Source organism: Salmonella sp. FC25216 (assembly GCF_057751355.1).
This window is the reverse complement of record NZ_JBDGON010000008.1, coordinates 168,656-194,135: the sequence shown is the minus strand read 5'-3', so window position 1 is coordinate 194,135 and position 25,480 is coordinate 168,656. Positions and strand designations below refer to the sequence as shown.

General features: G+C 52.7%; 24 protein-coding genes. 16 read left to right on the top strand and 8 right to left on the bottom strand.

The features are described from left to right. Entirely contained in the window at nt 1-1,950 is a 1,950-nt protein-coding gene (gene topB, locus AC3G3F_RS17500) for a DNA topoisomerase III (protein ID WP_023247999.1), read from the top strand. 29 nt (nt 1,951-1,979) lie between these two features. On the opposite strand, the gene gdhA is transcribed toward topB, so the two are convergent. After that, nucleotides 1,980-3,323 carry an NADP-specific glutamate dehydrogenase gene (gdhA, locus tag AC3G3F_RS17495; protein WP_053509427.1) on the bottom strand — a complete coding sequence of 448 codons (1,344 nt, stop codon included), beginning with the start codon at nt 3,321-3,323 and terminating at the stop codon, nt 1,980-1,982. Nucleotides 3,324-3,561: 238 nt separating this feature from the next. On the opposite strand from gdhA, the gene AC3G3F_RS17490 reads away from it, so the two are divergent. Beyond that, the gene (locus tag AC3G3F_RS17490) at nt 3,562-3,837 is read left to right on the top strand and encodes a YnjH family protein (protein WP_023248001.1); all 276 of its coding nucleotides are present in this window, start codon (nt 3,562-3,564) and stop codon (nt 3,835-3,837) included. Here AC3G3F_RS17490 and AC3G3F_RS17485 read toward each other — a convergent pair. Together AC3G3F_RS17485 and xthA are read right to left on the bottom strand one after the other, a co-directional pair. Further along, entirely contained in the window at nt 3,797-4,213 is a 417-nt protein-coding gene (locus AC3G3F_RS17485) for a pyrimidine (deoxy)nucleoside triphosphate diphosphatase (RefSeq protein ID WP_023248002.1), read from the bottom strand. The genes AC3G3F_RS17490 and AC3G3F_RS17485 overlap by 41 nt on opposite strands. 72 nt (nt 4,214-4,285) lie before the next feature. After that, nucleotides 4,286-5,092, bottom strand: coding sequence for an exodeoxyribonuclease III (gene xthA, locus AC3G3F_RS17480; protein WP_053529807.1), 807 nt, complete (start codon nt 5,090-5,092; stop codon nt 4,286-4,288). 445 nt (nt 5,093-5,537) lie between these two features. On the opposite strand from xthA, the gene astC reads away from it, so the two are divergent. From astC to spy, 6 genes are all read left to right on the top strand, one after another. Next, the gene (gene astC / locus AC3G3F_RS17475; RefSeq protein ID WP_488395422.1) at nt 5,538-6,764 is read left to right on the top strand and encodes a succinylornithine/acetylornithine transaminase; all 1,227 of its coding nucleotides are present in this window, start codon (nt 5,538-5,540) and stop codon (nt 6,762-6,764) included. Continuing rightward, nucleotides 6,755-7,789, top strand: a complete 1,035-nt coding sequence (astA, locus tag AC3G3F_RS17470) for an arginine N-succinyltransferase (protein ID WP_023248005.1) — start codon at nt 6,755-6,757, stop codon at nt 7,787-7,789. The genes astC and astA overlap by 10 nt, the downstream gene beginning before the upstream one ends. Continuing rightward, nucleotides 7,786-9,264: a succinylglutamate-semialdehyde dehydrogenase gene (astD, locus tag AC3G3F_RS17465; RefSeq protein WP_488395420.1), complete on the top strand. Its 1,479-nt coding sequence runs from the start codon at nt 7,786-7,788 to the stop codon at nt 9,262-9,264. Before astA ends, astD begins: the two co-directional genes overlap by 4 nt. After that, entirely contained in the window at nt 9,261-10,604 is a 1,344-nt protein-coding gene (gene astB, locus AC3G3F_RS17460) for an N-succinylarginine dihydrolase (RefSeq protein WP_488395418.1), read from the top strand. Before astD ends, astB begins: the two co-directional genes overlap by 4 nt. Then, complete coding sequence (astE, locus tag AC3G3F_RS17455; RefSeq protein WP_488395416.1) at nt 10,597-11,565, top strand: succinylglutamate desuccinylase; 969 nt, start codon at nt 10,597-10,599, stop codon at nt 11,563-11,565. Before astB ends, astE begins: the two co-directional genes overlap by 8 nt. Before the next feature lie 335 nt (nt 11,566-11,900). Further along, entirely contained in the window at nt 11,901-12,386 is a 486-nt protein-coding gene (gene spy, locus AC3G3F_RS17450) for an ATP-independent periplasmic protein-refolding chaperone Spy (protein WP_001229001.1), read from the top strand. Nucleotides 12,387-12,460: 74 nt separating this feature from the next. Here spy and cho read toward each other — a convergent pair whose 3' ends face one another. Both cho and nadE read right to left on the bottom strand, forming a co-directional pair. Next, entirely contained in the window at nt 12,461-13,342 is an 882-nt protein-coding gene (cho, locus tag AC3G3F_RS17445) for an excinuclease Cho (protein ID WP_053529805.1), read from the bottom strand. Nucleotides 13,343-13,462: 120 nt separating this feature from the next. Then, entirely contained in the window at nt 13,463-14,290 is an 828-nt protein-coding gene (gene nadE / locus AC3G3F_RS17440) for an NAD(+) synthase (protein WP_053529804.1), read from the bottom strand. A gap of 216 nt (nt 14,291-14,506) precedes the next feature. Between nadE and osmE the strand changes: the two genes are divergently transcribed. The 7 genes from osmE (at nt 14,507) to chbG (ending at nt 20,412) form a co-directional block, all read left to right on the top strand. Then, a complete protein-coding gene (gene osmE, locus AC3G3F_RS17435) occupies nt 14,507-14,848 on the top strand; it encodes an osmotically-inducible lipoprotein OsmE (RefSeq protein ID WP_001039301.1) in 342 nt (113 codons plus the stop codon). A 300-nt stretch (nt 14,849-15,148) separates the two neighbouring features. Further along, nucleotides 15,149-15,469, top strand: a complete 321-nt coding sequence (gene chbB / locus AC3G3F_RS17430) for a PTS N,N'-diacetylchitobiose transporter subunit IIB (protein WP_000412161.1) — start codon at nt 15,149-15,151, stop codon at nt 15,467-15,469. Nucleotides 15,470-15,551: 82 nt separating this feature from the next. After that, nucleotides 15,552-16,910 (top strand): PTS N,N'-diacetylchitobiose transporter subunit IIC, encoded by a 1,359-nt coding sequence (gene chbC, locus AC3G3F_RS17425; RefSeq protein WP_053529803.1) that lies wholly within the window; start codon nt 15,552-15,554, stop codon nt 16,908-16,910. A 50-nt stretch (nt 16,911-16,960) separates the two neighbouring features. After that, nucleotides 16,961-17,308 (top strand): PTS N,N'-diacetylchitobiose transporter subunit IIA, encoded by a 348-nt coding sequence (gene chbA, locus AC3G3F_RS17420; protein WP_000459884.1) that lies wholly within the window; start codon nt 16,961-16,963, stop codon nt 17,306-17,308. A 10-nt stretch (nt 17,309-17,318) separates the two neighbouring features. After that, nucleotides 17,319-18,161, top strand: a complete 843-nt coding sequence (gene chbR / locus AC3G3F_RS17415; protein WP_077957959.1) for a transcriptional regulator ChbR — start codon at nt 17,319-17,321, stop codon at nt 18,159-18,161. A gap of 124 nt (nt 18,162-18,285) precedes the next feature. Then, on the top strand, nt 18,286-19,641 hold the full coding sequence (locus AC3G3F_RS17410; protein ID WP_053509405.1) for a 6-phospho-beta-glucosidase: 1,356 nt from the start codon (nt 18,286-18,288) through the stop codon (nt 19,639-19,641). A 12-nt stretch (nt 19,642-19,653) separates the two neighbouring features. Then, complete coding sequence (chbG, locus tag AC3G3F_RS17405) at nt 19,654-20,412, top strand: chitin disaccharide deacetylase (protein WP_023248014.1); 759 nt, start codon at nt 19,654-19,656, stop codon at nt 20,410-20,412. Nucleotides 20,413-20,455: 43 nt separating this feature from the next. On the opposite strand, the gene katE is transcribed toward chbG, so the two are convergent. After that, nucleotides 20,456-22,708, bottom strand: a complete 2,253-nt coding sequence (gene katE / locus AC3G3F_RS17400) for a catalase HPII (RefSeq protein ID WP_488395412.1) — start codon at nt 22,706-22,708, stop codon at nt 20,456-20,458. Between the two features lie 217 nt (nt 22,709-22,925). Here katE and cedA point away from each other — a divergent pair, with 217 nt between their 5' ends. After that, nucleotides 22,926-23,168 (top strand): cell division activator CedA, encoded by a 243-nt coding sequence (gene cedA / locus AC3G3F_RS17395; RefSeq protein WP_000977509.1) that lies wholly within the window; start codon nt 22,926-22,928, stop codon nt 23,166-23,168. A 102-nt stretch (nt 23,169-23,270) separates the two neighbouring features. Here cedA and tcyP read toward each other — a convergent pair whose 3' ends face one another. Both tcyP and AC3G3F_RS17385 read right to left on the bottom strand, forming a co-directional pair. Beyond that, entirely contained in the window at nt 23,271-24,662 is a 1,392-nt protein-coding gene (gene tcyP, locus AC3G3F_RS17390; RefSeq protein WP_488395411.1) for a cystine/sulfocysteine:cation symporter, read from the bottom strand. A gap of 136 nt (nt 24,663-24,798) precedes the next feature. Next, complete coding sequence (locus AC3G3F_RS17385) at nt 24,799-25,398, bottom strand: metal-dependent hydrolase (RefSeq protein ID WP_024149668.1); 600 nt, start codon at nt 25,396-25,398, stop codon at nt 24,799-24,801. Nucleotides 25,399-25,480: the final 82 nt, after the last annotated feature.

Sequence of the window (25,480 nt, the reverse complement as noted above, 5' to 3'; positions counted from 1 at the left end):
ATGCGGTTGTTTATTGCCGAAAAACCGAGTCTGGGGCGCGCCATTGCGGATGTGCTGCCAAAGCCGCACCGTAAAGGCGATGGTTTTATTGAATGCGGAAACGGGCAGGTCGTCACCTGGTGTATTGGTCATTTGCTGGAACAGGCGCAGCCCGATGCGTATGACAGCCGTTATGCGCGCTGGAATCTGGCTGACCTGCCTATCGTGCCGGAAAAATGGCAGCTTCAGCCTCGACCTTCCGTCACCAAACAACTCAACGTGATTAAGCGCTTTTTGCATCAAGCCGGTGAAATTATTCACGCCGGCGACCCGGATCGTGAAGGGCAGCTTCTGGTTGATGAAGTGCTGGATTATCTCCAGCTTTCTGCCGAAAAGCGCCAGCGGGTGCAGCGTTGTCTGATAAACGACCTTAACCCGCAGGCGGTCGAGCGTGCTATCGACAGGCTACGGGCGAACAGCGACTTCGTGCCGCTGTGCGTCTCCGCGCTGGCGCGAGCGCGAGCGGACTGGCTGTATGGCATTAATATGACCCGCGCTTACACGATCCTGGGCCGTAATGCGGGCTATCAGGGCGTGTTATCCGTGGGACGCGTGCAGACGCCGGTACTGGGGCTGGTGGTGCGGCGAGATGAAGAGATTGAGAACTTCGTCGCCAAAGACTTCTTTGAAGTGAAGGCGCACATCGTTACGCCTGCCGACGAGCGTTTTACCGCTATCTGGCAGCCGAGCGAGGCGTGCGAACCTTATCAGGATGAAGAGGGGCGTTTGCTTCATCGTCCGCTGGCGGAGCATGTGGTGAACCGGATCAACGGTCAGCCCGCTCTGGTAACCAGTTATAATGATAAACGGGAATCAGAATCCGCGCCGCTGCCGTTTTCGCTCTCGACGCTGCAGATTGAAGCCGCCAAACGCTTTGGCCTGAGCGCGCAAAACGTGCTTGATATTTGTCAGAAGCTATATGAAACCCACAAGCTGATTACCTATCCGCGTTCCGACTGCCGTTATCTGCCGGAAGAACACTTTGCCGGACGGCACGCGGTAATGAACGCGATTAGCGTCCACGCCCCGGATTTACTGCCGCAGCCTGTGGTTAATCCTGATACGCGCAATCGCTGCTGGGATGACAAAAAAGTGGATGCGCACCACGCGATTATTCCGACGGCGCGCAGTTCTTCTGTCCATCTGACGGAAAATGAAGCGAAAGTTTATACCCTGATTGCGCGTCAGTACCTGATGCAGTTCTGCCCGGACGCGGTGTTTCGTAAATGCGTTATTGAACTGGAAATCGCCAAAGGGAAATTTGTCGCCAAAGCGCGTTTTCTGGCGGAGGCCGGTTGGCGGACGTTACTGGGCAGTAAAGAGCGCGACGAGGAGAACGACGGTACGCCGCTGCCGGTTGTCGCGAAAGGTGATGAGTTGCTGTGTGAAAAGGGGGAAGTGGTCGAACGCCAAACCCAGCCCCCGCGTCATTTCACTGATGCGACATTGCTTTCCGCGATGACCGGAATTGCCCGCTTCGTGCAGGATAAAGATCTGAAAAAGATCCTGCGTGCGACCGATGGGCTGGGGACGGAAGCCACGCGCGCCGGGATTATCGAGCTGCTGTTCAAGCGTAGCTTTCTGACTAAAAAAGGGCGCTACATTCATTCTACCGATGCTGGAAAAGCGTTAATACATTCGCTGCCGGAAATGGCGGCCCGTCCGGATATGACCGCGCACTGGGAATCTGTTCTGACGCAAATCAGCGAAAAGCAGTGCCGTTACCAGGATTTTATGCAACCGTTGGTCGGCACGTTGTATCAGCTGATCGATCAGGCTAAGCGCACGCCGGTGAAGCGCTTCAGAGGGATTGTAGCGCCAGGCGGCGGAGAAAAGAAAAAGAGCGCGCCGCGCAAGCGAGCGGGCAAAAAAAGCCCGCCTGCTGAGGAGACAGGTCGTCAGGCCGAATAAGCGCAAAGCCATCTGGCCTGACGACGGGATTAAATGACGCCCTGCGCCAGCATGGCGTCGGCGACTTTCACGAAACCGGCGATGTTGGCGCCCTGAACGTAGTTGGTATGCTTATTGTCGCCGCCGTACTCCACACAGGCGTGGTGGATATCCAGCATAATGTGATGCAGACGGGCGTCCACTTTCTCGGCTTTCCAGCTCAACCGCGCGGCGTTTTGCGCCATTTCCAGCCCCGATGTCGCCACGCCGCCCGCGTTGGCGGCTTTACCCGGCGCAAACAGTACGCCCGCCTCAAGGAACAGATCGGTCGCTTCAATCGTGGTCGGCATATTTGCCCCTTCCGCCACGGCTTTTACGCCATTGGCAATCAGTACGCGCGCGGCGTCAACGTCCAGTTCATTCTGCGTCGCGCATGGCAGGGCGATATCCACCGGTACGTTCCAGGGCTGCTGGCCTTCCAGATAGGTTAAACCAAACTCACGGGCGTAGTCAGCGACGCGACCATCACGGCTGGCTTTAATTTCACACAGACGCGCCAGCTTCTCTTGCGTGAAGCCACTTTCATCGACCACCGTCCCGCTCGAATCCGACGCGGTAACCACGCGCGCGCCAAAGGCCATCGCTTTCTCAATGGCATATTGCGCTACGTTGCCGGAGCCGGACACGGCGACGCGCATCCCTTCAAAACCGAGACCATGACGTTTAAGCATCGCTTCGGTGAAGTAGACCAGTCCATAGCCCGTCGCCTCCGGACGAATCAGGCTACCGCCGAAGGAAAGCCCTTTGCCAGTGAAGACGCAGGCGCTGTTATTGGAAAGCTTGCGCATCATTCCCGCCATAAAGCCCACTTCGCGCCCGCCCACGCCGATATCACCGGCAGGCACGTCGGTATCCGGCCCTAAATGGCGATACAGTTCAGTCATCAGCGCCTGGCAGAAACGCATCACTTCGCCTTCGCTTTTCCCTTTCGGATCGAAATCGCTGCCGCCCTTACCGCCGCCCATCGGCAACGTGGTGAGGGCATTTTTAAAGGTTTGTTCAAAGCCGAGGAACTTAAGGATGGAAAGATTTACCGAAGGATGGAAGCGCATACCGCCTTTATAGGGGCCGATAGCAGAGTTGAACTGCACGCGCCAGGCGCGATTCACCTGCACCTGGTTTTTGTCGTCCAGCCACACCACGCGAAACTGGATCACGCGCTCTGGTTCAACCAAACGTTCCAGTAAAGACATGTGGCGGTAACGGGGGTTTTGTTCAAGAAACGGCCACAGGGTGGTCATGACTTCACGGACGGCTTGCGCGAACTCGGTTTGATGCGGGTCGCGCTTTTGTACATGGTTGAGGAACGATTCCAGAGAACATGTCTGATCCATAGATATAAAAACCTCTTATATATTAATGTGGTTGTATTTGCGTGTTATCAGAATAAGCGTTTGCAGTTTTCGACTATACCATCAGCAATGTGACGGTAAGCAAGAAAAAAATAACGCCGCTAAGTAAATTCATAACGGGGCGAGGGTCATAACTAAAAGCGATGACGAAAGAGGATTAAAGTTTTCGCGGCGGCTTACCGTTATACTGAGAATATGCCCAGAAAAATAAGGAAATCCTATGCGCCGAAGCCTTGTGATCGCCGTGATGTCGGTAATGCCAATGGTCGCGCTGGCAAACCAGAACAGTCGTCCTGATATCCAGGTGAATGTCCCGCCGGAAGTTTTCAGCACGCACGGTCAGTCGTCCCAGCCCTGCATTCAGTGCTGCGTTTACCAGGATCAGAATTACTCCGAAGGCGCGGTAATAAAAGTGGAAGGGGTAGTGCTCCAGTGCCAGCGAGACGAAAAAACCATCAGCACGAATCCGTTAGTCTGGCGTCGCGTAAAGCTATAAACGCCTGCAGTAGCGGAATATCCGCCGGGGCGAGGGGGTACTCCAGCGCCTCTTCCGGCGTACACCAGACTAATGCCTGATGTTCCAGCGCACGTATCAGACCGTTAAACGCAGGCACATGCCAGGCGTGCAAATGAATCCGTCGGCCAGACACGTCGCGTTGATGGCTGGCGATATAGACGCCGGGCGTGGCGTCAATTCCTAACTCTTCGCGTAGCTCGCGGATAAGCGCCTGCGGCTGGGTTTCCCCGGGTTCGACTTTACCCCCGGCAAACTCCCATAAGCCGGCTTGATCCGCATGACTTGGGCGCTGGGCCAGCAGAATTTTGCCGTCGCGTTCAATGATGGCGGCAACAACATCGAGTTTTTTTATCATTGTCGTTAAGGTCGTTATTCCTGCCGGGAAGCGTTGCGCTATCCCGGCCTTACGGTTAATCAGATAGCGGAATCAAACACGAAACGTCGCCCAGACCGGCGCATGGTCGGAGGGTTTTTCCATACTGCGAATGTCATAGTCAATACCGGTTTCTGCGCAACGTTCCGCCAGCGGAGCGCTTGCCAGCAAGAGATCGATGCGCAGTCCGCGATTATCCACGAAACCTTTTGAGCGGTAATCAAACCACGAAAATTTATCCGTCGTTTCTGGATTCGCCAGACGGAACGTGTCCACTAATCCCCACTTCAGTAACCGCGACATCCATTCACGCTCCTCCGGCAGGAAGGAGCATTTACCGGTACGCAGCCAGCGTTTGCGGTTCTCTTCGCCGATGCCAATATCCAGATCGGTCGGGCTGATATTCATGTCGCCCATAATTAATACCGGATTATCGCATTTGAGTTCCGTTTCAAGATAGTTTTGCAAGTTCTGGTAAAACTGCGCTTTCGCGGGGAACTTCAGCGGATGATCCCGGCTTTCCCCCTGCGGGAAATAGCCGTTAATGACGGTGATATTACCCAGCGGCGAGGGGATTTCCGCCATGATAATGCGGCGTTGCGCCTCTTCGCCATCATCCGGGAAACCGCGTCTGACGGAAATTGGCGTGGCTTTTGTTAGCAGCGCGACGCCGTAATGGCCCTTTTGTCCATGATAGAAAACGTTATAGCCCAGCTTCGCAACCTCTTCGAGCGGGAACATTTCGTCGTGGACTTTTGTCTCCTGTAGACCGATCACATCGGGCTGGTGTTTTTCGACAATCGCTTCAAGCTGATGGGGACGGGCGCGCAGGCCGTTGATATTAAAAGAGACAAATTTCATAGTCACTGCCACTTTGCAAGGTGAATCGTGTTGGGATGGTAGCAGAAATTTTGCCGGGTGACTGCCACTCATCGTCAGATTCGGCCAATGGAAGCGTATGGTGTTTTCTATAGAGCAAAAATGGCGCTGTTTGAGTGCAGATGCGCCAGAACGGGGCGGTAATTTCCAGTAAATTTCGTATAAGATCACAATTCCAGAATTATATTTGGCAACTGAATAATATTTCGCTTTTTCCTCTTTTTAGTCAGCGACTATGCGGAAATATTCACTTTTCATGCAGTAAAAGTGAATATCGTTACGCTGTAAGCTATTGATTTACCGTCCATCACTTCCGTTTATGCAATTTTAACGCTGGCTGGCACGAACGCTGCAATCTACATTTACAGCGCAAACACTCATATTATTTAACATATAAATAACTTTATTTTTACCGAAAGGGGTCGCTATGTCTCTGTCAGTTACGCGTGAAAACTTTGAGGAATGGATGGTGCCGGTGTATGTTCCTGCGCCTTTTATTCCCGTACGCGGAGAAGGCTCACGTCTGTGGGATCAGCAGGGGAAAGAGTATATTGATTTTGCTGGCGGAATCGCGGTCAACGCATTGGGACATGCGCATCCGGCGCTGCGCGAGGCGTTAAATGAACAGGCGAATCGCTTCTGGCATACCGGAAACGGTTACACCAATGAACCGGCGCTGCGACTGGCGAAAAAACTGATCGACGCTACCTTCGCCGAACGCGTTTTCTTTTGTAATTCAGGCGCTGAAGCAAATGAAGCAGCATTAAAACTGGCGCGCAAATATGCCCACGATCGTGTCGGCAATCATAAAAGCGGCATTGTGGCCTTTAAAAACGCGTTCCATGGTCGCACGCTCTTTACCGTCAGCGCTGGCGGTCAACCCACCTATTCACAGGACTTTGCGCCGCTGCCGCCGGATATTCGTCATGCAGCCTATAACGATCTGAACTCCGCCAGCGCGCTCATTGATGACAATACCTGCGCCGTGATCGTAGAGCCTGTGCAGGGCGAGGGCGGCGTGATCCCCGCCACGAAAGCTTTTTTGCAGGGGCTGCGTGAATTGTGCGACCGGCATCAGGCGTTACTGATTTTTGATGAGGTGCAGACGGGCGTCGGACGTACCGGCGAACTGTATGCATATATGCATTATGGCGTTACGCCCGATATCCTGACGACCGCTAAAGCGTTGGGCGGCGGCTTCCCGATCGGCGCGATGCTGACCACGCAAGACTATGCCAGCGTCATGACGCCAGGTACGCATGGCACCACCTATGGCGGTAATCCGCTGGCGACGGCAGTCGCCGGAAAAGTGCTGGATATCATCAATACGCCGGAGATGCAAAACGGCGTCAGGCATCGCCACGATGTGTTTATTGAACGGTTAAATACCATTAATGAACGTTTTGGCATGTTCAGTGAAATTCGCGGGCTGGGACTACTGCTTGGCTGTGCATTACAGGCGGAGTTTGCCGGAAAAGCCAAACTCATCGCCCAGGAAGCGGCAAAAGCAGGCGTCATGGTGCTTATCGCCGGCGGCGACGTGGTGCGTTTTGCGCCAGCGTTAAATGTGAGCGACGAAGAGATAGCCACCGGGCTTGATCGTTTTGCCCTGGCGTGCGAACGCCTTCAGACGGGAGGCGCATCATGCGGGTGATTCGTCCTGTCGAACATGCGGATATCGCCGCGCTGATGCAGCTTGCAGGCAAAACGGGCGGCGGCTTAACCTCGCTACCGGCAAATGAAGCGACGCTGGCGGCCCGCATTGAACGCGCGCTAAAAACCTGGTCCGGCGAGCAGCCAAAAAGCGAGCAAGGGTATGTATTCGTTCTCGAGGACAGTGAAACGGGAGAGGTTGGCGGGATCTGCGCCATTGAGGTCGCGGTCGGCCTTAACGACCCCTGGTATAACTATCGTGTCGGTACGTTGGTTCATGCCTCCAAAGAGCTGAATGTATATAACGCGTTGCCAACATTATTCCTGAGTAATGATCACACCGGCAGCAGTGAACTTTGCACGCTGTTTCTCGATCCCGAATGGCGTAAAGAGGGTAACGGCTACTTGTTGTCAAAATCGCGCTTTATGTTTATGGCCGCGTTTCGCGATAAATTCAATGAGAAAGTCGTGGCGGAAATGCGCGGCGTCATTGACGAGCACGGTTATTCTCCCTTCTGGCAAAGTCTCGGCAAACGTTTTTTTTCTATGGATTTCAGCCGGGCGGACTTTTTATGCGGTACCGGGCAAAAAGCGTTTATCGCCGAGCTGATGCCCAAACATCCTATTTATACCCATTTCTTATCTGAAGAGGCTCAGGCCGTGATTGGCGAAGTCCACCCGCAAACAGCACCAGCCCGCGCGGTGCTGGAAAAGGAAGGCTTTCGCTATCGCCACTATATCGACATCTTCGACGGCGGGCCGACGCTGGAGTGTGATATTGACCGCGTACGGGCCATTCGTAAAAGCCGACTGGTGGAAGTCGTGGAAGGGCAACCCGCGCCTGGCGACTATCCGGCATGTCTGGTTGCCAATGAAAACTATCACCACTTTCGGGCCGCACTGGTGCGCGCCGATCCGCAGACTTCACGACTTGTATTTACCGCCGCGCAGTTGGATGCGCTGAAATGTCGCGCGGGCGACCACGTTCGGCTGGTACGTCTTTGCGCAGAGGAGAAAACCGTATGACGCTATGGATAAACGGCGACTGGATAACCGGTCAGGGCGAACGCCGCCGCAAAACGAACCCGGTGAGCGCGGAGATACTTTGGCAGGGGAATGACGCGGCTGCGGCGCAGGTCGCCGAGGCCTGCCAGGCAGCGCGCGCGGCGTTTCCTCGCTGGGCCAGACAGCCTTTTGCGGCGCGACAGGCTATCGTAGAGAAATTTGCCGTCCTGCTGGAGGCGCATAAAACCGCTCTCACGGCAGTCATCGCCCGTGAAACCGGTAAACCGCGCTGGGAGGCGGCGACGGAAGTTACGGCGATGATCAATAAGATTGCCATCTCGATTAAGGCTTACCATGCCAGAACAGGCGAACAAAAAAACGAACTTGCCGATGGCGCCGCGACGTTGCGCCATCGTCCTCACGGTGTGCTGGCGGTATTCGGCCCTTATAACTTTCCCGGCCATTTACCGAATGGTCATATTGTGCCCGCGTTGCTGGCAGGCAATACGCTGATCTTCAAGCCTAGCGAGTTAACGCCATGGACCGGGGAAACGGTAATAAAACTCTGGGAACGGGCGGGGCTACCGACAGGGGTTCTTAATCTGGTGCAGGGCGGCCGGGAGACCGGACAAGCGCTAAGTTCGCTCGACGATCTCGACGGACTGCTGTTTACCGGCAGCGCCAGTACCGGATATCAGCTTCATCGCCAGCTATCCGGCCAGCCGGAAAAAATCCTGGCCCTTGAAATGGGCGGAAACAACCCGCTCATTATTGAGGATGCGGCAAATATGGATGCGGCGGTACATCTGACGCTGCAATCGGCGTTTATTACCGCCGGACAGCGCTGTACCTGTGCGCGACGCCTTCTGGTAAAACAGGGTGCGCAGGGAGATGCATTTCTGGCGCGTCTGGTTGACGTCGCCGGACGTCTGCAGCCCGGCAGATGGGACGACGATCCGCAGCCGTTTATCGGCGGACTGATTTCAGCGCAGGCGGCGCAACAGGTCATTGAAGCCTGGCGTCAACGAGAGGCATTAGGCGGACGCACGCTACTGGCGCCGCGGAAGGTCAAAGAGGGAACCTCCCTGCTGACGCCTGGTATCATTGAACTGACGGGCGTCGTGGATGTGCCGGATGAAGAGGTGTTTGGTCCGCTGCTGAGCGTCTGGCGTTATGATCATTTCGATGAGGCGATTCGTCTGGCGAATAATACCCGTTTTGGTCTGTCGTGTGGGCTGGTGTCGACGGATCGCGCGCAGTTCGAACAGCTCTTGCTGGAGGCGCGGGCAGGGATCGTTAACTGGAATAAACCGCTCACCGGGGCGGCGAGTACTGCGCCGTTTGGCGGTGTCGGCGCGTCTGGCAACCATCGGCCCAGCGCCTGGTATGCCGCCGATTATTGCGCCTGGCCGATGGCCAGTCTGGAATCTCCCGAACTGACGTTGCCTGCGACATTAAGCCCCGGCCTCGACTTTTCTCGCAGGGAGGCGGTATGACGGCGTATGAGGTTAATTTTGACGGACTGGTGGGGCTTACGCACCATTATGCTGGGCTATCCTTCGGCAATGAGGCATCGACCCGCCACCGTTTTCAGGTGTCGAACCCGCGTCTGGCGGTAAAGCAGGGGCTGCTAAAGATGAAAGCCCTGGCGGATGCCGGTTTTCCCCAGGCCGTGATCCCGCCGCATGAGCGGCCTTTTATTCCGGCGTTGCGTCAGCTCGGCTTCACGGGTAGCGATGAGCAGATTCTGGATAAGGTTGCGCGTCAGGCACCACGCTGGCTTTCCAGCGTGAGTTCAGCGTCGTCAATGTGGGTTGCGAATGCGGCGACGGTTTGCCCATCGGCAGACGCGCTGGACGGGAAAGTTCACCTGACGGTGGCGAATTTAAACAATAAATTTCATCGCTCTATTGAGGCACCAGTTACCGAAGCACTGCTACGCGCCATATTTCGCGATGAAAGCCAGTTTTCAGTGCATAGCGCGTTACCGCAGGTCGCATTATTGGGAGATGAAGGCGCGGCGAATCATAACCGTCTTGGCGGCGAATATGGTTCGGCAGGCGTGCAGCTTTTTGTCTATGGGCGCGAAGAAGAGAATGAAATGCGACCCGCTCGTTACCCGGCACGCCAGACCCGCGAAGCCAGCGAGGCCGTGGCGCGTCTTAATCAGGTGAATCCGCAACAGGTTATCTTCGCTCAGCAAAACCCGGAGGTCATCGATCGAGGCGTATTCCATAATGATGTCATCGCCGTCTCGAATCGACAGGTATTGTTTTGCCACGAAACGGCGTTTGCCCGGCAGGAAATGCTCATTAATCAGTTGTGTACGCGCGTTGACGGTTTTATGGCGATAGAGGTACCCGCCGGCGAGGTTTCTGTATCAGATGCTGTGGCGACCTACCTGTTTAATAGTCAGTTGCTAAGTCGTGACGACGGCTCAATGCTGCTGGTGTTGCCGCAGGAATGTCAGGACCATGTCGGCGTCTGGCGCTATCTGAATAAGCTGGTGGCGGAGGATAACCCCATCAGCGCGATGCAGGTATTTGATTTACGAGAAAGTATGGCCAACGGCGGTGGTCCGGCCTGTCTGCGATTACGCGTGGTGTTAACAGAAGAAGAACGACGGGCGGTGAATCCAGCGGTAATGATGAATGACGCCCTGTTTACGGCCCTCAACGCGTGGGCGGATCGTTATTATCGCGATCGCCTGACCGGCGCCGATCTTGCCGATCCGTTATTACTGCGAGAAGGCCGGGAGGCGCTGGATGTGTTAACGCGACTGCTGGATTTGGGGTCGGTTTATCCTTTCCAGCAAACGGGGGCGGCTGATGGATAACTTTCTGGCGTTGACGCTAAGCGGAACGACGCCACGGGTGACGCAGGGGCAGGGCGCGGGTTTTCGCTGGCGCTGGTTAGGCCATGGTCTGCTTGAACTCACGCCCGATGCGCCGGTCGACCGCGCGTTAATTCTTTCTGCGGGTATACACGGCAATGAAACCGCGCCGGTAGAGATGCTGGATAAGCTGCTGTCGGCACTGTATGCCGGCAGCTTGACTTTAACGTGGCGAGTGCTGGTGGTACTCGGCAATCCGCAGGCGCTGGCCGCGGGAACACGCTATTGCCACAGTGATATGAACCGTATGTTCGGCGGGCGCTGGCAGTCCTTTGCCGAAAGCGATGAAACGCGGCGAGCGCGTGAGCTGGAGCTAAGTCTGGAGACCTTCTTTTCATATGGCCAGGCGCGGGTACGCTGGCATCTGGATCTGCATACCGCCATTCGTGGCTCGCATCATTTGCGTTTTGGTGTACTGCCGCAGCGCGACCGCCCGTGGGAGGCGGATTTTCTGGCGTGGCTGGGCGCGGCAGGGCTGGAGGCGTTGGTATTTCATCAGACGCCCGGTGGTACATTTACGCACTTTAGCTCTGAACATTTCGGCGCGCTTTCCTGTACGCTGGAGTTGGGGAAGGCGCTGCCGTTTGGGCAAAACGATCTGACGCAGTTCAGCGTAACCTCGCAGGCGTTGTCGGCGCTGCTGAGCGGTCTCGAAACGTCAACCTCGTCTTCGCCGCCGCTACGCTATCGGGTGGTGTCGCAAATCACGCGTCACAGCGACAATTTCGCGCTTTATATGGATGCGCAAACGCTGAATTTTACTGCCTTTACAAAGGGAACGTTGCTGGCCGAGGAGGGGGATAAGCGCGTGACGGTGACGCATGACGTTGAATATGTTCTCTTTCCTAACCCCTCCGTCGCCTGCGGATTGCGGGCCGGATTAATGCTGGAAAGGCTTCCCTGATAAATGTCCCTGTAAGCTCACGTTAGGGTTACAGGGATGATTTGGGACACAGTTTCATGCTATTACGGATTATTCCTGGAGAATTGCTTTATTAATAAGCGTTGCTGCGTTATAGTTCTGCATAATTTCTGCTATATCATGCTGTTGTATATTTCTCTTTCAACTCTGCGCAATTTATTCTTTTTTTCTTCACAATTGGCGAAAAGGTGTTTTTTATACTTTCATTGTTTTACCGTTGTTATGACTAATTGACGCTAAGACGGTTAAAGTTAATCACGACAACACGGCGCTGTTTTAAATATGCCGTAAAAATAACTGAAAGGAAGGATGGAAATATGCGTAAACTGACTGCTCTGTTTGTTGCCTCTACCCTGGCGATGGGTGCTGCGAATCTGGCTCATGCCGCTGAGACTACCACCGCCGCGCCAGCGGATGCGAAGCCAATGATGCAGCATAAAGGTAAGTTTGGCCCACATCACGATATGATGTTTAAAAACCTGAACCTGACGGACGCGCAGAAGCAACAAATTCGCGACATTATGAAAGCGCAGCGCGAGCAAATGAAACGTCCACCGCTGGAAGAGCGTCGCGCCATGCATGATATTATTGCCAGCGATACCTTCGATAAAGCCAAAGCCGAAGCGCAAATTACGAAAATGGAAGCGCAGCGCAAGGCTAATATGCTGGCGCATATGGAAACCCAGAATAAAATTTATAACGTTCTGACGCCGGAGCAGAAAAAGCAATATAACGCTAATTTTGAGAAGCGTCTGACAGAACGCCCGGCGCAAGAAGGTAAAATGCCTGCTGCGGCAGAATAACTTTCCGCATAATTTAAGACCGCCGGTCTTGTCGACAACACAGTCGTTGAGGTGGACAGGATCGGCGGTTTTCTTTATGACAGGCGATAGCCGGTGTTCAGTTCAATGATCTCATATTGACCTGACATTAATGGCTTACAGAGAATTTTATAGCCGTCCTGATCAAAGCCCGCAGGTGCGCGCACTAGTGTGGCGGCCTCATCCAGCGAGGGTACCGCCCCCAGCCATAACCAGTTGTTGATAATGTGGAACTGGGTCATTTGTGGGCGACTCTCTTTTAACGCGATAGCGCCTTTCCAGGGCCAGCAAACCACACGTAACCGTTCCAGTGATGCCTGCAGACGAAGAAAATGCGTCTGCGGGCTTTCTTGTCCGCAACACGCGCCAGCGCAGCGCTTCAGAGCGAAACGAAAACAGGCGCGCCCACGGCTTACCGGTTCAAGCCCCAGCAGGCCGTAACACAATTTTTGTTCATCGGCGAGGTTCTGTAATCTTTGCAGCGCCGCCCGACGGTTGGCGAAGAGGCCAAACAGGTTTGGCTCATGGGAAAAATCGACGCTGCGGGCGGAAACGACCTCAATCTTTTGTTCGCTCAACTGTAGAGAGCAAAGCTGGCGATTACGACGTAACCGCTTGTTAAACAGCGGCTGTTGCTCTTTGATCAGCCGTGCCTCCAGCAGCAAAGCGCCCATTTCCCCAGCGGTGCAGATCCAACTTATCCGCCGCGACTGTCGCAGCATAGCGGCCTCGTCAGGCGTTCGCAGATGTGAAAGTACCCGGCTGCGAATATTCACGCTTTTACCGATATAAAGTGGTAGCGTATCGCTTTCGCTATGAAATACATAGACGCCTGGTAAGGCTGGCAACTCGCTGAGGAAAGGACGTAAATGTTCTGGATATTCGTAAATGGCCGCCGCTTCAAACTCAAGACGGGGGGCTGATTGACGCCGTACCACAGTGCTCTCCGTTAACTGGTTATTCATCCAGTATAACAGCGGATGTGTGATTAAAAAAGAGGCTGGGAAGAGAGGAGGCCGGATAGACGAGCGATATCCGGCACAACAGTAGAAGTACGCTTACTTTTTCCAGAAGTCGTCGAATACCGTAATCGGTAAACGGCGCTTATGTTCAGTTTTTACATACCAGCCTTCGATAATTTTAGCGATGGCGGAGTCCAGCGTTTTACCTTCCAGATAATCGTCAATATTGTCATACGTTACGCCCAGCGCGGCTTCATCAGGCAGTGAGGGGCGGTCATCTTCCAAATCGGCGGTGGGGACTTTTTTATACAGATGCTCAGGACAGCCCAGCGCTGCGAGAAGCTGTTTGCCCTGGCGTTTGTTAAGGCGATGAAGTGGGTTAATATCGGTACCGCCATCGCCATATTTGGTGAAGAACCCGGTTACCGCTTCCGCCGCATGGTCGGTGCCCACCACGACGCCGTGAGTCATACCGGCGATGCTATATTGCGCTTTCATTCGCTCACGGGCTTTTTCATTGCCGCGAACAAAATCGCTCAGCTCAATTCCCGCTTCGCGCAGCGCCTGCTCGCTGGCGAGGACGGCGCCTTTAATATTGACGGTGAGTACTCTGTCCGGCTGAATAAAAGCAATGGCGTCCTGGCAATCCTGCTCATCGGCCTGTACGCCATAAGGCAGACGAACGGCGATAAACTGCAGCGCGTTATCGCCGGTCTCTTCCCGCAATTCGGCGATAGCCATCTGGCTGAGTTTACCGGCCAGCGTCGAATCCTGCCCGCCGCTGATGCCTAACACCAGCGATTTCAAAAAGGGATAGGTTTTCAGGTACGCTTTAAGAAAATCCACGCTGCGGCGAATTTCTTCTTCAGGGTTGATATGCGGTTTCGCGCCAAGCGCCTGGATTATCTCTTGCTGCAGAGTCATTTAACCCCCTTCGACATTAAAAAATGAATCATTACTCTGTTAAAGCTAACCCTTTGCCGCTGAAACGACAAGGTTTGACGGGCTAAGCGGTGTTTAAACCAACATGTATCTGCGTAGAGAATTTTCCGAAAGACTTTTTGTGGCGAGCCGCGGCTTGAAAAATGTTCTGATGTATTCCAGGCTTACATAACACGCTGATAAACAAGAGGACGGAAAATGAACAAGAACGTAGCAGGAATTTTAAGCGCAGCGGCGGTAATGACTATGCTGGCAGGCTGTACGGCGTATGATCGTACAAAAGACCAATTTGTTGAGCCTGTCGTTAAAGACGTTAAAAAAGGCATGAGCAGGGCGCAGGTTGCGCAGATTGCGGGCAAACCGTCATCTGAAGTGAGCATGATTCATGCGCGCGGTACCTGTCAGACCTACATCCTGGGTCAACGTGATGGTAAAGCGGAAACCTACTTTGTTGCGCTGGATGATACTGGGCACGTGATTAACTCCGGCTATCAGACCTGTGCGGAGTACGATACTGACCCACAGGCGCCGAAGCAGTAACAACTGTACATTGCCTGAACATTCAAGGAAACCGGCCAACGAGCCGGTTTTTTTGTGTCGGCAATAACCTTATTTATTATCGCGAATTATTTGCCCGAAATGTGAGGGGGGTCATAACGCCAGGTCAATGAGAGACAATTTAGTGGGTTAAGGAAATACCATCCGGCGGTCCGATCCCGTATACTCATTTCAGCCACCTAAAAAAGTAAATCCGGTTACGCAAGTCGCCCAGAGTATGGATGCAGGTTGAGGCTTGCGGAGTATCTGGTTGACAGATAATCGCACATGAGGAAGGTTTTTATGGAAAAGAAACACATTTATCTGTTTTGTTCTGCGGGCATGTCAACGTCATTACTGGTATCGAAAATGCGCGCCCAGGCTGAAAAATATGAAGTGCCGGTTATTATTGAAGCATTCCCTGAAACCCTGGCCGGTGAAAAAGGCCCGGCAGCGGATGTTGTGTTATTAGGCCCGCAAATTGCTTATATGCTCCCCGAAATTCAGCGTTTATTACCCGGTAAACCGGTAGAAGTCATTGATTCAATGTTGTACGGCAAGGTAGATGGTTTAGGCGTGCTTAAAGCTGCGGTAGCGGCAATTAAAAAAGCCGCCGCGAATTAATTATTTTTTAATTTTTCCCGTCAAAGAGTTATTTCATACACTAACCGCAATATTTTATTGCGGTATTTAAGGGTATTTTTCTATGAGTAACGTCATTGCTTCACTTGAAAAGGTACTCCTTCCTTTTGCTGTAAAAATAGGAAAGCAGCCACACGTTAATGCAATCAAGAACGGCTTTATTCGTTTAATGCCATTAACCCTTGCGGGGGCGATGTTTGTATTAATTAATAACGTTTTCCTGAGCTTTGGGGAGGGGTCGTTTTTTTATTCCATGGGCATTCGGCTTGATGCCTCAACCATTGAAACGCTGAATGGGTTGAAAGGCATCGGCGGGAACGTCTATAACGGCACATTGGGCATTATGTCGCTCATGGCGCCATTTTTTATCGGCATGGCGCTGGCGGAAGAGCGTAAGGTTGACGCACTGGCCGCCGGGTTGCTCTCCGTGGCGGCATTTATGACCGTAACGCCGTATAGCGTAGGCGAGGCCTATGCCGTAGGCGCTAACTGGCTGGGCGGCGCGAATATTATCTCCGGTATTATTATTGGTCTGGTGGTCGCGGAGATGTTTACGTTTGTTGTCCGGCGCAACTGGGTGATTAAACTACCGGACAGCGTACCGGCTTCGGTGTCTCGTTCATTCTCAGCATTAATTCCCGGCTTTATTATTCTCTCTATTATGGGGATTATTTCCTGGGCGCTGGCTAATTACGGTTCTAACTTCCATCAGATTATTATGGACACTATCTCTACGCCGCTGGCATCGCTGGGTAGCGTGGTAGGGTGGGCATATGTCATTTTTGTACCGCTGCTGTGGTTCTTTGGTATTCATGGTTCGCTGGCGCTGACCGCGCTGGACAGCGGCATCATGACACCCTGGGCGCTGGAAAACATCTCTATTTACCAGCAGTTTGGCTCCGTCGATGCGGCGTTGGAAGCGGGTAAAACGTTCCATGTGTGGGCGAAGCCGATGCTGGATTCTTATATCTTCCTCGGTGGTAGCGGCGCAACGCTGGGTCTGATCATCGCTATCTTCCTCGCATCTCGTCGCGCGGACTATCGCCAGGTGGCAAAACTGGCGCTGCCGTCGGGTATCTTCCAGATTAACGAACCCATCCTGTTTGGCCTGCCGATTATTATGAACCCGGTGATGTTTATCCCCTTTATTCTGGTACAGCCGATTCTGGCGGCGATTACGCTGATGGCTTACTATTTGGGTATTATTCCGCCGATTACCAATATTGCGCCGTGGACCATGCCAACCGGGCTGGGGGCGTTCTTTAACACCAACGGCAGCGTCGCCGCATTACTGGTCGCGCTATTTAACCTGGCGATCGCAACCCTGATTTATCTCCCCTTCGTGGTGGTTGCCAACAAAGCGCAGAACGCCATCGAGCAGGAAGAAAGCGAAGAAGATATCGCTAACGCACTGAAATTCTAAACTCCGCGCCGGCATGGGATGCCATGCCGGGCTAAATCAGAGGAAAGACTATGTTTGATCTTGAAAATGTTGTAGATAGCCAGACAGCGGCTGAGGAACTCGAAGAAGTCGTTATGGGGCTTATCATCAATTCTGGCCAGGCGCGCAGCCTCGCATATGGCGCGCTCAGAAAAGCGAAAGAAGGCGATTTTGAGGCGGCGAAAGCGATGATGGACCAGTCGCGTATGGCGCTCAATGAAGCGCATCTTGTGCAGACAAAACTCATTGAAGGCGATCAGGGCGAAGGTAAAATGAAAGTCAGTCTGGTCCTGGTTCACGCTCAGGATCATTTGATGACATCAATGCTGGCTCGTGAACTGATTGCCGAGTTGATTGAGCTCCATGAGAAACTGAAATAACAGGGGGCGGATGATGCAGTTACAGGTTAACGCGACGGAAATCAAAACGGTTTATGAGCAGCAGCTCTTCAATGGCAAAAATTTCCATGTGTTTATCTATAACAAGACGGAAAGCGTCACCGGGCTGCATCAGCACGACTACTATGAATTTACCCTGGTATTAACCGGACGCTATTACCAGGAAATCAACGGAAAGCGTGTGCTGCTGGAACGTGGAGATTTTGTTTTTATCCCGGTGGGATCGAATCACCAAAGTTTCTATGAGTTTGGCGCAACGCGTATCCTGAACGTAGGAATTAGTAAACGTTTTTTTGAACAGCATTATCTTCCGTTACTGCCGTTTTGTTTTGTGGCATCGCAGGTATATAGGGTGAATAGTACCTTCCTAACCTATATTGAAACGGTGATTGCATCGCTGAATTTTCGCGGCAATGGGCTCGACGAATTTATCGAAGTGGTGACATTTTATATTATAAACCGCTTACGCCATTACCGCGAAGAGCAGGTTTATGATGATATTCCACAATGGCTGAAAGCAACCGTTGAGATAATGCATGATAAAACGCAGTTTGGCGAAAATGCGCTGGAAAATATGGTACGCCTGTCGGCAAAATCCCAGGAGTATCTGACGCGCGCCACCCGACGTTATTACAGCAAAACGCCGATGCAAATCATTAATGAGATTCGCATTAATTTTGCCAAGAAACAGTTGGAAATGACCAACTATTCGGTTACGGATATTGCTTATGAGGCTGGGTATAGTAGTCCAAGCCTGTTTATTAAAACGTTTAAGAAAATGACCTCATTCACGCCGAATAGTTATCGGAAACGATTGACGGAAATTAATGAATAACGGTTTGCATTGCTCGATTAACCACATTTCACGCTTGCCCCAATAGCGCGAGGAACGTCACGCTATTTCTTATGAGCGGGCATAGCGTAATACATATCAGTGCCATGCACTGAAGGGAGATATTATGAGCCAGAAATTAAAAGTCGTCACTATTGGTGGCGGGAGCAGCTACACCCCTGAATTACTTGAAGGCTTTATTAAACGCTACCATGAATTACCTGTCACTGAATTATGGCTGGTTGACGTTGAAGATGGGAAAGAGAAGCTGGACATTATTTATGACCTCTGCCAGCGAATGATTGATAAAGCAGGCGTTCCGCTAAAACTGTATAAAACGCTGGATCGCCGGGAAGCGCTGAAAGACGCTAATTTTGTCACTACCCAGCTACGCGTTGGTCAACTTAAAGCCCGTGAGCTGGACGAGCGTATCCCGCTTAGCCACGGCTATCTGGGGCAGGAAACCAACGGCGCTGGTGGTTTATTTAAAGGGCTGCGTACCATTCCGGTTATTTTTGGCATCATTAAAGATGTTGAAGAGTTATGTCCGAATGCGTGGGTCATTAACTTTACTAATCCGGCGGGGATGGTGACGGAAGCGGTTTATCGCCATACCAACTTTAAAAAATTCATCGGCGTATGTAATATTCCTGTCGGCATGAAAATGTTTATTCATGACGTGCTGGCGCTGAATGAGAATGACGATCTTTCCATTGACCTGTTTGGTTTAAACCATATGGTCTTTATTAAAGATGTGCTGGTAAATGGCACCTCACGGTTCGCAGAATTACTGGATGGCGTGGCGTCCGGTCAGTTGAAAGCGTCAACCGTAAAAAATATCTTTGATCTGCCGTTTAGTGAAGGATTGATTCGCTCGCTGAACATGCTGCCGTGCTCTTATTTGCTGTATTACTTCAAGCAAAAAGAGATGTTGGCTATTGAAATGGGCGAATACTACAAAGGTGGTGCGCGCGCTCAGGTAGTGCAAAAAGTGGAGAAACAACTCTTCGATTTGTACAAAAATCCTGAGCTAAACGTGAAACCGAAAGAGCTTGAGCAGCGCGGCGGCGCTTATTATTCCGATGCTGCTTGTGAAGTCATTAACGCTATTTATAATGACAAGCAGACGGAGCATTACGTTAATATTCCACATCATGGGCATGTAGAGAATATCCCGGCGGACTGGGCGGTGGAAATGACCTGCATTCTGGGACGCAATGGCGCGGCGCCGCACCCGCGTATCACCCGTTTTGACGAAAAAGTGCTGGGGCTTATCCATACCATTAAAGGGTTTGAGATCGCAGCCAGTAATGCGGCGCTGAGCGGAAACTTCAATGATGTGCTGCTGGCGCTTAACCTGAGTCCGCTGGTGCATTCCGACCGCGACGCAGAAGTCCTGGCGCGTGAGCTCATTCTGGCGCATGAAAAATGGTTGCCTAATTTTGCTGCTTGCATCGAAGCGCTTAAAGATAAGCAACTCTGACAGAGGTAGGCTATGGAACGCGTGTTGATTGTGAATGCAGATGATTTTGGCCTGAGTAAAGGGCAAAATTACGGCATTGTTGAAGCATATCGCAACGGCGTTGTGACCTCCACGACTGCGCTGGTCAATGGCGAGGCTATTGACCATGCGGCGCAGCTTAGCCGCGAGCTGCCCGCGCTGGGGGTGGGAATGCATTTTGTTTTGACGTTAGGCAAACCGGTTTCAGAGATGCCGGGCCTGACGCGAGATGGCCTGTTGGGGAAATGGATCTGGCAAATGGCGGAGGAGGATACGCTTCCGCTGGATGAAATTGCGCATGAACTGGCGTGTCAGTATCAGCGTTTCATCGAAGTATTTGGCCGCGAGCCAACGCATCTCGACAGCCACCATCATGTGCATATGTTCCCGCAAATTTTCCCCATCGTCGCCCGCTTTGCGGCGCAGCGCGGGATTGCGTTGCGTATCGACCGCCAGACGGTGTTGAACGCAGACGATCTGCCGTCGGATTTGCGCAGTACTCAAGGATTTAGTAGTGAGTTTTACGGCGAGGAGATCGCCGAAGCGTGCTTTTTACGCATTCTGGATGCTTCGGCGCACCGAGGAGAAACCTCTCTGGAGGTGATGTGTCATCCGGCGTTTGTTGACAACATTATTCGCCAGAGTGCCTATTGTTACCCCCGCTTAACTGAACTGGATGTATTGACGTCTGCGTCACTCAAGGCAGCGATTGCGGAACGTGGATATCGTCCTGGCAGTTTTCTTGATATTTAGCTCCTGAGTTTGCGGCGCAAGAATGCGCCGCATTTTTTGCCGTTTATGCAGGAATCGCGTTAATTTTCCCGGCACGCGACCAGACTCGGTGTGCCGCCATCAGCGTTAGCAGGGTGTCCATAAAGTGGTGGTCAACGTTATCTGCCTCAATAAGTCCTTCTTCTCCCTGATTATCAATGTCTAATAGCGCCTTAAACCGTCGGGCATCGCCTGCCAGTGCGATGGGCTTCAGATGTTTGTAGGCTTCCAGAAGGTAGTATCGGGCATCGCCGCAACTCTCGATATCGGCAATATTGCCGCACGGTACTATTACCGCATCGACCGTTAGCGACGGCGCGCCGGCAAAGGTTGCTGCAATGGTTAAGGTTGAACCGTCATCAGCCGTTACTTCACCCATCCGTGAATAGAGCAGTTTTGCGTGGACGCCTTTGGCTTTTAAGGCCTGCAAAATGGTAAGCAGATCGGCGGCGTTAACCTTGTCGTTCAGCAGAATAGCGACCACGCGGCCTTTAACATCGCCGTCTGGCACCGCATACAGGCTGAGCGCCGGATCTTTTTTCAGACCGTTGACATCAGGAGGCGGGGCAATTTGCGTTTGCTCATGGGTGAGCTCAAAACCGAGATTATGCGCGACGCCCTGAGCCAGCGTGACATCAATATGCGCTAACTGATCGACCACCCGCTCCCGAATATACGCGCGGGCGACTTTACCCAGTTCAAAGCTGAACGCGTCAATAATATGCTGCTGCTCTATCGGCGTCTGACTGAGCCAGAACAGGCGTGGGTGCGCGTAATATTCACCGAAAGAGGGGCTGCGCTCGCGGATTTTATTGCCATCCACGCGTTCCTGGTATGATTCGAAGCCGCCGCGTTTTGGCGCCGGTGGCGTTTCGCGCGGCCAGTTGTCATTAATGGAGTTCGGTTCATAGTTCGCCGGATTGGTGTCGATATCCATCCGGTGCATACCGTCACGCTGGAAGTTATGGTAGGGGCAGGTGGGGCGGTTAATCGGAATTTCGTGGAAGTTTGGCCCGCCCAGGCGGCTGATTTGCGTGTCGGTATAAGAGAACAGACGCCCCTGTAACAGCGGGTCGTTGGTAAAATCAATGCCGGGAACGATATGTCCCGGATGAAATGCCGCCTGTTCGTTTTCAGCGAAAAAGTTATCCGGATTACGGTTTAACACCATTTTGCCGACGCGTTGTACTGGCACCAACTCTTCCGGGATCAGTTTGGTCGGATCGAGCAGATCAAAATCGAATTTAAATTCATCCTCTTCTGCAATAAGTTGTAGGCCCAGCTCGTATTCCGGGAAATCGCCCGCTTCGATGGCCTCCCACAGATCCCGGCGGTGAAAATCCGGATCTCGACCGGTCAGTTTTTGTGACTCATCCCACACCAGCGAGGCTTTACCTGCCAACGGTTTCCAGTGGAAACGGACAAAGGTCGCTTTCCCTTGCGCATTGATCAGGCGGAAGGTGTGAATGCCGAACCCTTCCATCGTTCGATAACTGCGTGGAATGCCGCGATCCGACATTGCCCACATGACGTTGTGCAGCGTCTCAGGCTGTAAGGAAACATAGTCCCAGAAGGTGTCATGCGCGCTCTGCCCTTGCGGAATAGCCCAATGTGGTTCGGGCTTAACGGCGTGCACAAAATCCGGAAACTTATGCGCATCCTGGATAAAAAAGATCGGAGTGTTATTGCCGACGAGATCGAAAATTCCCTCTTCGGTATAAAATTTGGTCGCAAAACCGCGGATATCACGTACGGTATCAGCAGACCCTGCACCGCCCTGTACTGTCGAAAAGCGAACAAAGACCGGGGTAATTTTCTGTGGATCGCACAGAAACGCGGCTTTCGTGATGTCGCTCAGGTCTTTATATGGCTGAAAATAGCCGTGTGCTGCAGAGCCGCGGGCGTGAACGATCCTCTCCGGGATACGCTCATGGTCAAAATGGGTAATTTTCTCGCGCAGGATAAAATCTTCCAGCAGCGTAGGGCCACGGCTGCCGGCGCGAAGAGAATTTTGATCGTCGGCGATGCGCACGCCCTGATTGGTGGTTAGCGCATAATTTTCGCTGCCTTTACGAAAGGTGTCGAGGGCGGTGAGCTTATCATTCGCGGTCTCGGGCGCTTTTAAGCTGCCGGGGGCCGTTGGTTGTGCGCCCGGCGGCGTCGGTTCTGGCGTGGGGCGATGTGAACCGTCTGATGGCGCCAGGGAATCCAGACCAGGCTGTGATTCACGGGTATCATGCACGGGGGACTGATGGGAGGATTTCTCATTATGCGACATTGAACTCGTCTCCTGCTTTCATCACTGAAATGGGCGTGGTAGTAGTCAAAATCACTCTAACTATAGAACATTTCAGCAATTATGCCGGGGGAGAGCGGAACGGCAGAAAAAGGCGCAACGGGGAAATCGCACGCGTGGGACAGGACGTCGGGGGCGAAGATCGGCTAAAATAGTGTTTTTCTGATTTTTAGCCTTAGCCTCTTTTAGTGAAGCATTAATGATGAAACCTCTTCGCCAGCAAAATCGCCAGATTATTAGCTATATTCCGCGTGTTGAACCCGCGCCGCCGGAACATGCGATAAAAATGGATACGTTTCGCGACGTCTGGATACTGCGCGGTAAGTATGTTGCCTTTGTTCTGATGGGGGAGTCATTTCAACGGTCGCCCGCCTTTAGTGTGCCAGAATCGGCGCAGCGTTGGGCGAATCAGGTTCGCCAGGAAAACGAAATCGCTGACTAAGAAAAAACAAAAACGCCGGTACTGGAGACCGGCGTTTTTAGTGACAGACATTTTGAGTTGTTGAGCGTCGTGTCTCAAACGATGTGAACTGCCGATAATGTATTATCGATGCGCCAGTTCGGCGTCTTCTTCGCTATCGAGGATGGTTTTATCGGTCTGCTTCAGCCACTGGCTGGTCAGCGTACCAGCGGTCATTGAGCCGCTCACGTTCAGTGCGGTACGGCCCATATCAATCAACGGTTCGACGGAGATTAACAGCGCGACCAGCGTGACCGGTAAGCCCATGGCAGGCAGCACAATCAGCGCGGCGAAGGTCGCGCCGCCGCCAACGCCGGCAACACCCGCCGAACTTACGGTAACGATACCCACCAGCGTGGCTATCCATACGGGGTCTAAGGGGTTGATGCCGACCGTCGGCGCAACCATTACCGCCAGCATCGCAGGATAAAGACCGGCGCAACCGTTTTGACCGATGGTTGCGCCAAAAGAGGCAGCAAAGCTGGCGATGGACTCCGGCACGCCCAGGCGGCGGGTTTGCGCTTCGACATTTAGGGGAATGGAGGCGGCGCTGGAGCGGCTGGTAAAGGCAAATGTCAGCACCGGCCATACCTTGCGGAAATATTTCAGCGGGCTAATCCCGTTCACGCCCAATAGTATGCCGTGAACCACAAACATTATCGCCAGACCAAGATATGACGCTACCACGAAGCTTCCAAGCTTAATGATGTCCTGCAGGTTAGAGCCGGCAACCACTTTAGTCATCAGCGCCAGTACGCCGTAAGGCGTAAGTTGCATCACCAGACGCACCAGCTTCATCACCCAGCTTTGCAGGGTATCGATAGCAACAAGCACGCGCTCGCCTTTTGGCGCATCATCTTTCAGCAGTTTGAGCGCGGCAACGCCCAGAAACGCGGCGAAAATCACCACGCTGATAATAGACGTAGGGTTTGCGCCAGTCAGATCCGCAAACGGGTTTTTCGGCACAAAAGAGAGCACCAGTTGCGGCATGCTGAGATCGGCCACTTTGCCGACATAACTCGTCTCAATGGCATTCAGACGCGCGGTTTCCGCGCCGCCCTGAACCAGTCCTTCCGCCGTCAATCCGAACAGGTTGGTTACCAGCACGCCCACCAGCGCCGCGATAAGGGTAGTAAATAGCAGCGTGCCAATAGTCAGAAAACTGATTTTTCCCAATTGAGAGGCATTATGCAGTCGTGCCACGGCGCTTAAAATAGAGGCGAATACCAGCGGCATCACAATCATTTGCAGCAATTGCACATAACCGTTGCCGACAATATTGAACCACTGAATGGAGTCTTTTAACACCTGACTGTCAGCGCCATAAATGGTGTGCAGGGCCAGACCAAAGATCACGCCCATCACAAGGCCGACAAGTACTTTTTTAGCCAGACTCCACTGTTTATGACGGGCCTGCGCCAGTACAAACAGCAGAATGACGAACACCGCAATGTTCGCGATTAATGGAAAATTCATCCCCGTTCTCCTGATTTTTTTATTATGAAGCGCTGTGTTTTAGCGATTCTGTTGGCGCAAGATTAGCAGAACTGTGAGCTGGCTCTTATATTCAAATGGAATGGTTTATGCCAAAAATGACTTTGGCGTTGATTTACTAATCAATCTGGTGATTTATAAAACGATTGAACTGCATTTGCAGGATAGTGATCATCTGCGAAGACCAGCGTATGGCACTATTTTCCGGAATCGACTGCGGCATCCACACCGCCCAGGCAAACAACGCCATACATAAAAATCGCTCCAGTTGATTGCCTTTGCGCGGCGCCAGAATAGGCAGGCGGAAACGCCAGCGGCACGGCCACAGTAAGGGAACGCCCGCGGGCGTGAGCATATCCGCGACGATATGGCTTAAATAGCCGAGTACCATGCCTTGCAGCGCATCCGCCGGGATAATCCACGTATCCGGTACCTTGAGATAAAAGGTCGCCAGTAGGGCAAAGACCGCCAGCAGGCTATGGGTAAACCCCCGGTGACCGAATGCTCGGGCGATCGGTTTCGATACCCATTTCAGGCGCTGACCCAGAAAAGATTTGGGGTGGTCGATATCCGGCAGCAGGCAGGTCAAAATAGCCGAAGGAATAATATGCCACCAGTCGCCCTGCGCAAGGACAGGCGTTAACTCGGCATTCTTGGCGAAAACCGCGCTGGCTATAGAAAAAAGAAGATGTCCTTCCGCCGTCATGATAAAACCCACCAAACTGTCAATTCATACAGTATAGGGTTTTTATACAGTAGGCGGAAGTGGTGACGTTGTAACTCTTTGTCTCTGTCAAAGC

Excerpts from the sequence above, each read along its gene's own strand:
- astA (WP_023248005.1), top strand. The coding sequence starts at position 6,755 with ATGCGGGTGATTCGTCCTGTCGAACATGCGGATATCGCCGCGCTGATG.
- astD (WP_488395420.1), top strand. The coding sequence starts at position 7,786 with ATGACGCTATGGATAAACGGCGACTGGATAACCGGTCAGGGCGAACGC.
- AC3G3F_RS17485 (WP_023248002.1), bottom strand. The coding sequence starts at position 4,213 with ATGATAAAAAAACTCGATGTTGTTGCCGCCATCATTGAACGCGACGGC.
- chbR (WP_077957959.1), top strand. The coding sequence starts at position 17,319 with ATGATGCAGTTACAGGTTAACGCGACGGAAATCAAAACGGTTTATGAG.
- tcyP (WP_488395411.1), bottom strand. The coding sequence starts at position 24,662 with ATGAATTTTCCATTAATCGCGAACATTGCGGTGTTCGTCATTCTGCTG.
- spy (WP_001229001.1), top strand. The coding sequence starts at position 11,901 with ATGCGTAAACTGACTGCTCTGTTTGTTGCCTCTACCCTGGCGATGGGT.
- AC3G3F_RS17490 (WP_023248001.1), top strand. The coding sequence starts at position 3,562 with ATGCGCCGAAGCCTTGTGATCGCCGTGATGTCGGTAATGCCAATGGTC.
- chbG (WP_023248014.1), top strand. The coding sequence starts at position 19,654 with ATGGAACGCGTGTTGATTGTGAATGCAGATGATTTTGGCCTGAGTAAA.
- xthA (WP_053529807.1), bottom strand. The coding sequence starts at position 5,092 with ATGAAATTTGTCTCTTTTAATATCAACGGCCTGCGCGCCCGTCCCCAT.
- chbA (WP_000459884.1), top strand. The coding sequence starts at position 16,961 with ATGTTTGATCTTGAAAATGTTGTAGATAGCCAGACAGCGGCTGAGGAA.
- chbB (WP_000412161.1), top strand. The coding sequence starts at position 15,149 with ATGGAAAAGAAACACATTTATCTGTTTTGTTCTGCGGGCATGTCAACG.
- nadE (WP_053529804.1), bottom strand. The coding sequence starts at position 14,290 with ATGACTCTGCAGCAAGAGATAATCCAGGCGCTTGGCGCGAAACCGCAT.
- chbC (WP_053529803.1), top strand. The coding sequence starts at position 15,552 with ATGAGTAACGTCATTGCTTCACTTGAAAAGGTACTCCTTCCTTTTGCT.
- cedA (WP_000977509.1), top strand. The coding sequence starts at position 22,926 with ATGATGAAACCTCTTCGCCAGCAAAATCGCCAGATTATTAGCTATATT.
- katE (WP_488395412.1), bottom strand. The coding sequence starts at position 22,708 with ATGTCGCATAATGAGAAATCCTCCCATCAGTCCCCCGTGCATGATACC.
- astE (WP_488395416.1), top strand. The coding sequence starts at position 10,597 with ATGGATAACTTTCTGGCGTTGACGCTAAGCGGAACGACGCCACGGGTG.
- AC3G3F_RS17410 (WP_053509405.1), top strand. The coding sequence starts at position 18,286 with ATGAGCCAGAAATTAAAAGTCGTCACTATTGGTGGCGGGAGCAGCTAC.
- topB (WP_023247999.1), top strand. The coding sequence starts at position 1 with ATGCGGTTGTTTATTGCCGAAAAACCGAGTCTGGGGCGCGCCATTGCG.
- osmE (WP_001039301.1), top strand. The coding sequence starts at position 14,507 with ATGAACAAGAACGTAGCAGGAATTTTAAGCGCAGCGGCGGTAATGACT.
- astB (WP_488395418.1), top strand. The coding sequence starts at position 9,261 with ATGACGGCGTATGAGGTTAATTTTGACGGACTGGTGGGGCTTACGCAC.
- astC (WP_488395422.1), top strand. The coding sequence starts at position 5,538 with ATGTCTCTGTCAGTTACGCGTGAAAACTTTGAGGAATGGATGGTGCCG.
- gdhA (WP_053509427.1), bottom strand. The coding sequence starts at position 3,323 with ATGGATCAGACATGTTCTCTGGAATCGTTCCTCAACCATGTACAAAAG.